Source organism: Streptomyces sp. NPDC021356 (genome assembly GCF_040641015.1).
Taxonomy (GTDB): domain Bacteria; phylum Actinomycetota; class Actinomycetes; order Streptomycetales; family Streptomycetaceae; genus Streptomyces.
In genome coordinates this window covers 1-1,051 of record NZ_JBFACU010000110.1, presented here as the reverse complement: position 1 = coordinate 1,051, position 1,051 = coordinate 1, and the positions used below count along the sequence as shown (strand labels likewise).

Genomic DNA, 1,051 nt, shown 5'->3' with positions numbered 1-1,051 from the left:
CCTAGTAGGGCTTGGTCAGGTTTGTTCGTGGGTGGCGTGTCTGTTAGCTGGTTGGTGTCGTTGTCCTGGTGTGACACCTGAGGAGTTGGCCGGGGTCCGGGAGGACCTGGAGGCGTTCGCGGCGGAGTTGTTCGACGGTTTCTTCCGTGCGGATCAGCGGCGGTGGGGGCAGACATATGTGCGGGGGCTGCTGCTGGACGGGCGGCGCAAGTCGGTGGAGCCGATGGCGGCCCGTCTCGGCGAGGACGGCAACCGGCAGGCGCTGGCGCACTTCATCACCTCCAGTCCGTGGGATCCGGCGCATGTGCGGGCCCGGCTGGCCTGGCGGATGCACGAGGCGATCGGCCCGGAAGCACTGATCATCGACGACACCGGCTTCCTGAAGGACGGGGATGCCTCGGCGTGTGTGGCCCGGCAGTACACCGGCACCGCGGGCAAGGTCACCAACTGCCAGGTCGGCGTTTCGGTGCACCTGGCCACTGACCGTGCCTCGGCCGCGATCGACTGGCGGCTGTTCCTGCCCGCATCCTGGGACCCGGCCTCCCCGCAGGCGGATGCGGACAAGGTCGCCCGCCGCACCCGCTGCGGTGTTCCCGCCCAGGTGGGGCATGTGGAGAAGTGGCAGCTGGCCCTGGACATGATCGACGAGACACGGTCGTGGGGCGTTGATGTTCCGCTGGTGGTCGCGGACGCCGGTTACGGCGATGCCGCCGCCTTCCGTCACGGGCTGGAGGAACGGGACCTGTCCTACGCGGTCGGCATCTGCGGCCGCCACACCGCCCACCCGGCCCGGGCCCGGCCCGTCCAGCCCGCCTACGCGGGCACCGGGCGCCCGCCCAAGATGCAGTACCCCGAGCCCGCCCGGACCATGAAGGACCTGGTCATCGCTGCTGGAAAGGCGGCGGCCCGGCCGGTGTCCTGGCGGGAAGGCTCCCGGCCGGGACCGGGTCGCAGTGGCTTCAAGCGCATGTACTCGCGGTTCGTCGCTCTGCGGATCCGCCCGGCCGGACGCGGCATCCGCAGGACCGTCGACGATCCGGAACTGCCCGAG

General features: G+C 70.6%; 1 protein-coding gene. It reads left to right on the top strand.

Features of this window, described 5'->3' with window-relative positions; translation table 11 throughout:
• Window positions 1-70: 70 nt before the first annotated feature.
• A partial coding sequence (locus AB0G56_RS42200; protein WP_360981686.1) for an IS701 family transposase occupies window positions 71-1,051 on the top strand: 981 nt, incomplete at its 3' end.